Genomic DNA, 6,970 nt, shown 5'->3' on the forward strand with positions numbered 1-6,970 from the left:
CGGGCGTTGAGCTGTTCGCCGGTGGCGGTGGCCTGGCGATGGCGGTGGAGAAGGCGGGCTTCCGTCCGCTGCTGTTCAACGAGTTCGCGGGTTCGAGCTGGTGGACGTGGAGCGGAAGCCGGTGCACGGCGGGGAGGTCCGTTACACGCTCGCGCGTGCCGGCGCCCGGCAGCCGACCCCGGCGGTGGCCCAGATGCTCGCCGAGGAGAACGCCCAGGGCCTGGAGAAGCCCGAGGTGCTCCAGGGCTTCGCGTCGTCGGTGAACCGCATCCGCGACGACCTGGTCAGCCTGCTGCGTTCCCTGCGGGCGGACGGCAAGACCGTCGTCGGCTACGGGGCGACGGCCAAGAGCGCGACCGTCACCAACTTCTGCGGCATCGGCCCCGACCTGGTCTCCTACGTATGCGACACGACCCCTGCCAAGCAGGACCGGCTGTCACCCGGGGTGCACATCCCGGTCAGGTCGACGGACGCCTTCACCGCGTCGTATCCGGACTACGCGCTGCTCTTCGCCTGGAACCACGCCGAGGAGATCATGGCGAAGGAGGAGCGGTTCCGCGAGGCCGGCGGCCAGTGGATCCTGTACGTGCCCGAAGTCCGGGTGGACTGACCATGGAAGACCTGTCGCCGATCTACCACAACGCCGAGATCTACGACGCCCTCTACCAGGGGCGCGACAGGGCGTACGAGGCCGATTCCCAGAAGCTGGTCACGTACGTCCGGGAGCGCAACCCCTCCGCCTCGGCGCTGCTCGACGTGGCCTGTGGCACCGGGAGGAACCTCCGCAGCTTCGCCGACGCTTTCGAGCATGTCGAGGGCGTCGACCTGGCCGAGGACATGCTCCGGGTCGCCCAGAAGAGGCTGCCGGGGGTGCCGCTGCACCAGGGCGACATGAAGGACTTCCGTCTCGACCGGAAGTTCGACGCGGTCACCTGCCTGTTCAGCGCGATCGGCTACCTGGACGACGCCGAGCAGCTGAACGCGGCGCTGCGCTGCTTCGGCCGGCATCTCAACCCGGGTGGGGTCATCATCGTCGAGCCCTGGTACTTCCCGGAGAACGCGCTGTCCGGGCGCGTCATGGGTGACGTCGTCACGGTCGACGGGCAGACCATCGCCCGGCTCTCTCACACGGTGGTGGAGGGCCGGGTCCACCGCATGACGGCGCAGTATCTGGTGGCCGATCCCCAATCCAGTATCCGGCACTTCACCGACCTCCACATGCTGTCGTTGTTCACGCGGCAGGAGTACGAGACGGCCTTCACCGAGGCGGGCGCCACCAGCGTCGAGTTCCTCGAAACCGGCCGCGACCGGCCGGGACTCTTCGTCGGCGTCAAGGCCTGAGCCTCGATCCACCGAGCGGTACCCGGCCTAGGGCCGTGGAACACGCCCGGCTGCCGGCGGCACACGCCGCCGTCAGCCGGGCGTGTTCGCGTTCGCGGACATGAAACCCATCTGTTGGGGTTCGCGTAGATGAGATTCATGGGAGGACACGCTCGTCGAGCGCTTCGGCGTCCCGGACAGCACGAGGCGGTCGCCGGACAGCACGACGCGCCGATCCCGGCATGAGGGCGATGGAGACCCATTCATGCGGGATCGGCGCGTCGGGGCCGCGAGCCGTCAGCCGCGGGCGAGGATCTTGCGGAGGGCGGTGATGACCTTGTCCTGGATGTCCACGGGCAGCGACGGGTACATCGGAAGGGAGAAGATCTCCTTCGCCGCGGCCTCGGTCACCGGGAGGTCACCGGTACCCCAGCCGAGGTGGGCGAATCCGGTCATGGTGTGCACCGGCCACGGATAGCTGATGTTGAAGTGGAAGTCGAACTCCCGGAGCGCCTTGAGGATCTCGTCCCGCTCGGGGTGGCGCACGACGTAGACGTAGTACACGTGGTCGTTGCCCGGGGCGAGCCGCGGAAGGATCAGCTCGGTGTCCTCAAGTCCCTCCGCGTAACGCCGTGCGAGCTCACGGCGGCCGGCGATGTACTCGTCCAGCCTGCGGAGCTTGCGGCGCAGGATCTCGGCGTGCACCTCGTCGAGCCGCGAGTTGTGGCCCGGCGTGCTCACCACGTAGTAGAGCTCCTCCATGCCGTAGCGGCGCAGCCGGCGCAGTCTCTCCTCGGCCTCGTCGTCTGAGGTGATCACGGCGCCCGCGTCGCCGTACGCGCCGAGGACCTTGGTGGGGTAGAAGGAGAACGCCCCCGCGTCACCCGTCGCCCCGGCCAGGCGGCCGTTGTTCGCGTGCGCCCCGTGCGCCTGGGCGCAGTCCTCCAGGAGCTTCAGGCCGTGCTGCGCCGCCAGCTGCTGGAGCGGGGCGAGATCCACGCACTGGCCGTACAGGTGTACCGGGACCAGGCACTTGGTCCGGTCGGTGATGGCGGCGGCCACCTTGCCGGTGTCCATCAGGTAGGTGTCGGGATGCACGTCGACGAACACGGGGGTGGCGCCCACCCCGTCGATCGCGAGCACGGTCGGCGCCGCGGTGTTGGACACGGTGATGACCTCGTCGCCGGGACCGACACCGAGCGCCTGCAGGCCGAGCTTGACCGCGTTGGTGCCGTTGTCGACCCCGACGCAGTGAGCCGCGCCGTTGTAGGCGGCGAACTCCTGCTCGAAGCTCCGCACGCTCTCGCCGAGAATGAGCTGATCCGAGCGGAATACGGTGTCGACCGCGTCGAGGATGTCCTCGCGCTCGTTCTCGTACTCCCGCCGGTGGTCCCATACATGAATGGCCATCGGTGCACGAACTCCTTCGGGATCGATTTCTCTTTCAGAGGTTGTTCAGGCACAAGAGCAGGGTCCTGGCCTCGATGCTGAGGTAGTAGCTGTGCCGTTGCAGCGCCAGCAGTTGCTCGACCGTCATCCACGCGAAGTCCGGCGGCACCCGTAGCGAGAAGTCGTCGTCGGCCTCCACCACGAGGTACCGGGTCTCGGCGTAGTGGAAGCGCCCGCCCTCCTCGGACTGCACGACGTCATAGAGGACGCCCTGGCGCGCGGACAGCATGTGGTCGAGGAACTCCGGGCGGCGCTCCGCCGGGGTGCCCGCGTAGTCGTCCATCATGAACCGCACGGTGGGGCCGAGCTCCACCGTGTCCCGGTTGCCCGGCAGGACCTCGGCGCGCACCAGCGCGTGCAGCCTCCCGCCGATGCGCCGGACCACCAGTCCCGCCAGGCCGAGGCCGTGCGGCGCCAGCAGCGGCTGCTTCCAGCTGTGCACCTCGCGGGTCCGGGCGTTCACCCGGACGCCGACGATGCTGAAGTTCCCGCTACCCTCCGGGGAGATCTTCTCGGTGTCCCTGCGCCACCCCACGACGGAGTTCAGCGGGACCAGCCGGGCGGACAGCTCGTACTCGCTCTTGCGGCCGGTGAACCAGCTGAGGATCTCCGTCATCGTGTGCAGGCCGTCCGGCTCCGTGGAGTCCGGCGGGGCGCCCTCGTAGGCGTCCTCGCCGTCCGGTCCCCTCGCGGGGCCCGCGATGGGCAGGCACCCGAGGACCGTACGGGCGTCCATGTTCATGACGTTGCGCCGCTGGAGCAGTCTGCCGATCTGCCCGAGGGTCAGCCAGCAGAAGTCCTCGTGGAGGGGCACGTCGTCGGTGACCTCGACCACGACGTTCCGGTTGCGCTTCAGGTGGAACCAGGCGCCCTGCTCCGACTGGAGGATGTCGACGAGGACCCGGCCCCTGTCCGGCTCGGTGAAGTACTCGACGTAGGGGGCGCGCGTTCCGCGATGCACCTGGGTGTAGTTGCTTGACGTCGCCTGGACCGTGGGGGACAACTGCACCAGGTCGGCGTTGCCGGGTTCCATCTTGGCCTGCAGCAGGAAGTGCAGGACGCCGTCGAACTCCTTGGCGATGATTCCGAGAATGGCGATGTCCCGTTGCACGAGAATGGGTTGCCACCACTCCCTGACATGACCGTGGTTCGTCCTGACGTGCAGGCCCTCCACACTGAAGAACCGGCCACTGTGGTGTTCCAGATTCCCGGTGTCCGCGGCGTAGCGCCATCCATTCGGCTCGGTCAGTTCGTCCAGCGGGATTATGGTGCTCTCGAACGGTTGCCTTCTCTTCCCGTCGAGCCAGCCTTCGACGTCGGGGCTCATCCGAGACGCGGTCGTTCGTGCCGATGCGGTCACGCGGGCGGCGATGCCGACGGGCGTGCTGACGTCGAGCTGATTGAGTCGCGCAGGCACCAGTGGCCCCCCATGAGGTCGTATGACTGCCTGCATCGTCGTACGGCCGGGCTTTGCGCTGCATCTTCTGGATTGCGGTGAGGCCGGGGCGATCCGGGGCCAGAACAGCCGCGAATCCGGTCCCGATGAAAAGGTCACGGCATTACAGGAGATGCGTCGCCGACGTACCGGTCGCACGCTGTTGGTATGCCAACCGGCACATCCTGAGAGTGGGTGACCCATGAAATTCTTGTCTGATCAGGGGAATACCTCGGCCGCCATAATCGGAATGGGTTATGTGGGATCGACCGTAGCGGCGGTCCTTGCCGATGAGGGCGTGGACGTCGTGGGAATCGAGGTCGACCCGGGGCTGGTCGCTCAGTTGGAGCAACGCCGTTGCTGGTTCAGCGAGCCGGGGCTGCCCGAGCTGCTGTACAGCGGCCTTGACTCGGGCCGGCTGCGGGTGACCACCGAGTACGACCTGGTCTCCGAAGTGGACGTGGTGGTCATCGCCGTTGGCACGCCGGTGCGGGACACCGAGCTCGTCGATGTGTATTTGCGGAGCGCGTGCACCGAACTGGCCAAGCGTCTGCGCAAGGGCCAGCTTGTCATCTTGAAGAGCACTGTGCCTCCGGGCGTGTCGAGGAACCTCGTCGCGCCCCTGCTGGAGGCCGGCGGGCTGAAGGTGGGCGAGGACATCGGACTGGTCTTCTGCCCCGAGCGGCTGTCGGAGGGGCAGGCGCTGCAGGAGATGAGGACTTTCCCGATCGCCGTCGGCGGATGGTGCCCCGACAGCGTGGCCGCCGCGGCCGCGTTCTGGCAGCGGACGCTCGGCAACGAGATCATCACCTGCACCTCGACCGAGAGCGCCGAGGTGGTCAAGCTGGCGAGCAACTGGTGGATCGACCACAACATCGCCATGGCCAACGAGCTGGCCAAGCTGTGCGCCGTGCTGGACGTCGACGTGCTTGAGGTCATCGCCGCGGCCAACACGATGCGCAAGGGCACCGGAAACGTCAACATCCTGCTCCCGAGCGTGGGCGTCGGCGGGTCGTGCCTGACCAAGGACCCGTGGATGGTGTGGCGCGCCGCCCGCGACCACGACATCGCGCTGGACACGATCCCCGTCGCGCGGGAGGTCAACGACTCCATGCCGGCCTACACCGTCGATCTGATCGTCGAGGAGCTGGCCAAGTCCGGCCTGCGGCTGGAGGAGACGAAGATCGCGGTGCTCGGCGTGTCGTTCAAGAACAACACCGGCGACCTTCGCGCGACCCCGGTGCTGCCGGTCGTGACCAAGCTGCAGCAGGGCGGGGCCGAGGTCGTCATCTACGACCCGCTCGCCGACTCCGGCGAGGTCGAGAAGATCTTCGGGCTGGCGCCGGTGGGGACGGCGCAGGAGGCGCTGGCAGGTGCCCACTGCATCGCCGTGCTGGCGGGGCACGACGAGTTCTCCGCGATCGATTTCGTCGCGCTCCGGGAGTCCGTGGCGCCGTCGTGCGTCATCCTCGACGGCCGCGCCTACTACTCGCGGGAGACAATCGACCGGTTCCGGCGGCATGGCTTCGCCTACCGGGGAATCGGAAGGTAACGGTCATGGCGCGGGTAGTGGTAACCGGAGGGTGCGGGTTCCTCGGCAGTCATCTGGTCGACGAGCTGGTCCGGCGGGGCGACGAGGTCACCGTGTTCGACGGCGGCGCGCCGCCCCCCGACCAGTCGCCGGCGCCGTCGGTCCGTTACGTGACGGGTGACATCAGGGACGCGTCGCAGCTGGCCGAGGTGGTGAAGGACGGCGTGGACACCGTCTACCACTTCGCCGCCGTCGTCGGGGTCGATCGGTATCTCGACCGTCCGCTCGACGTCATCGACATCAACCTGCTCGGCACCCGGAACGCGCTGGACCTCGCCACGAGGGCGGGCGCGAAGGTCGTGGTCGCGAGCACCAGCGAGGTCTTCGGGAAGAACCCCGCGGTCCCGTGGAGGGAGGACGACGACCGGGTGGTGGGCAGCACCGCCGTGGACCGGTGGTGCTATTCATCCAGCAAGGCGCTGGGCGAGCACCTCGCCTTCGCCTTCGCCCGCGAGCGCGGCCTCAGGACGGCCATCGTGCGCTTCTTCAACGTGTACGGCCCGAGGCAGCGGCCGGCGTTCGTCGTCAGCAGGAGCATCCACCGGGCCCTGAACGGAGAGCCGCCGGTGGTGTACGACGGCGGCGGCCAGACGCGGTGCTTCACCTTCGTGAAGGACGCGGTCGACGCGACGATCACCGTCGGCACGAGCGAGGCCGCCATCGGGGAGTGCTTCAACGTCGGCAGCTCGGTCGAGACCACGGTGGCCGAGCTGAGCGCCCTGGTCGCGGAGCTGACCGGCGTCGAGGCGGTCGTGCCGATCGAGACGCGGGACCGGCTCGGCGGCCGGTACCAGGACCTGCTCAGGCGGGTTCCGGACACGACCAAGATCGGCAGGAAACTCGGGTGGCGGTACGCGACGGATCTGCGCGAGGGGCTCGGCAGGACGATCGAGTGGGCGCGGGAGAACCCGTGGTGGCTCGACCTGGCCGACAGCGGCGCGGCGCCTGACAGCGGTCTGGCGGTGCCCTCACCCGCCTGAAACCGCCGTTGAGGGCCCCGGGCGGCATCCGCACGGGGCCAGAGGCGTGGCCTGCGGCCGGGCGGCGGGCGCGGGGGCCGCGGGGCCCGCCCGGGGGCCCGCCGGCCGGGGGGTTTTTTTTGTGGGGGGGGGGGGGGGGGGGGGGGTTGTGTTGGTGGTTGACCTGCCCGCGCAGGGGCGGGCCCCCCCCCCCCT

The 6,970-nt window shown here is 68.8% G+C and carries 5 protein-coding genes and 1 pseudogene; 4 read left to right on the plus strand and 2 right to left on the minus strand.

Features of this window, described 5'->3' with window-relative positions; all coding sequences use genetic code 11:
- Positions 1–88: 88 nt before the first annotated feature.
- Both AB0B89_RS33565 and AB0B89_RS33570 read left to right on the plus strand, forming a co-directional pair.
- Positions 89–610 (plus strand): annotated as a pseudogene (locus tag AB0B89_RS33565) (methyltransferase C-terminal domain-containing protein); the annotation flags it as partial.
- A 2-nt stretch (positions 611–612) separates the two neighbouring features.
- Positions 613–1,341: a class I SAM-dependent methyltransferase gene (locus AB0B89_RS33570; protein WP_358560855.1), complete on the plus strand. Its 729-nt coding sequence runs from the start codon at positions 613–615 to the stop codon at positions 1,339–1,341.
- A gap of 276 nt (positions 1,342–1,617) precedes the next feature.
- Here AB0B89_RS33570 and AB0B89_RS33575 read toward each other — a convergent pair whose 3' ends face one another.
- Positions 1,618–2,730: a DegT/DnrJ/EryC1/StrS family aminotransferase gene (locus tag AB0B89_RS33575; RefSeq protein ID WP_358560858.1), complete on the minus strand. Its 1,113-nt coding sequence runs from the start codon at positions 2,728–2,730 to the stop codon at positions 1,618–1,620.
- Positions 2,731–2,764: 34 nt separating this feature from the next.
- Positions 2,765–4,186, minus strand: coding sequence for an NDP-hexose 2,3-dehydratase family protein (locus AB0B89_RS33580; protein ID WP_358560861.1), 1,422 nt, complete (start codon positions 4,184–4,186; stop codon positions 2,765–2,767).
- Between the two features lie 220 nt (positions 4,187–4,406).
- Between AB0B89_RS33580 and AB0B89_RS33585 the strand changes: the two genes are divergently transcribed.
- On the plus strand, positions 4,407–5,756 hold the full coding sequence (locus AB0B89_RS33585; protein WP_358560864.1) for a nucleotide sugar dehydrogenase: 1,350 nt from the start codon (positions 4,407–4,409) through the stop codon (positions 5,754–5,756).
- Positions 5,757–5,761: 5 nt separating this feature from the next.
- A complete protein-coding gene (locus AB0B89_RS33590) occupies positions 5,762–6,775 on the plus strand; it encodes an NAD-dependent epimerase/dehydratase family protein (RefSeq protein WP_358560867.1) in 1,014 nt (337 codons plus the stop codon).
- The last annotated feature ends 195 nt before the right edge of the window (positions 6,776–6,970 follow it).

It is taken from the genome of Sphaerisporangium sp. NPDC049002 (assembly GCF_040649355.1).
Lineage (GTDB): Bacteria > Actinomycetota > Actinomycetes > Streptosporangiales > Streptosporangiaceae > Sphaerisporangium.

Coding starts and splice junctions, on each gene's coding strand:
- AB0B89_RS33585 (WP_358560864.1), top strand. CDS start 4,407: ATGAAATTCTTGTCTGATCAGGGGAATACCTCGGCCGCCATAATCGGA.
- AB0B89_RS33590 (WP_358560867.1), top strand. CDS start 5,762: ATGGCGCGGGTAGTGGTAACCGGAGGGTGCGGGTTCCTCGGCAGTCAT.
- AB0B89_RS33570 (WP_358560855.1), top strand. CDS start 613: ATGGAAGACCTGTCGCCGATCTACCACAACGCCGAGATCTACGACGCC.
- AB0B89_RS33575 (WP_358560858.1), bottom strand. CDS start 2,730: ATGGCCATTCATGTATGGGACCACCGGCGGGAGTACGAGAACGAGCGC.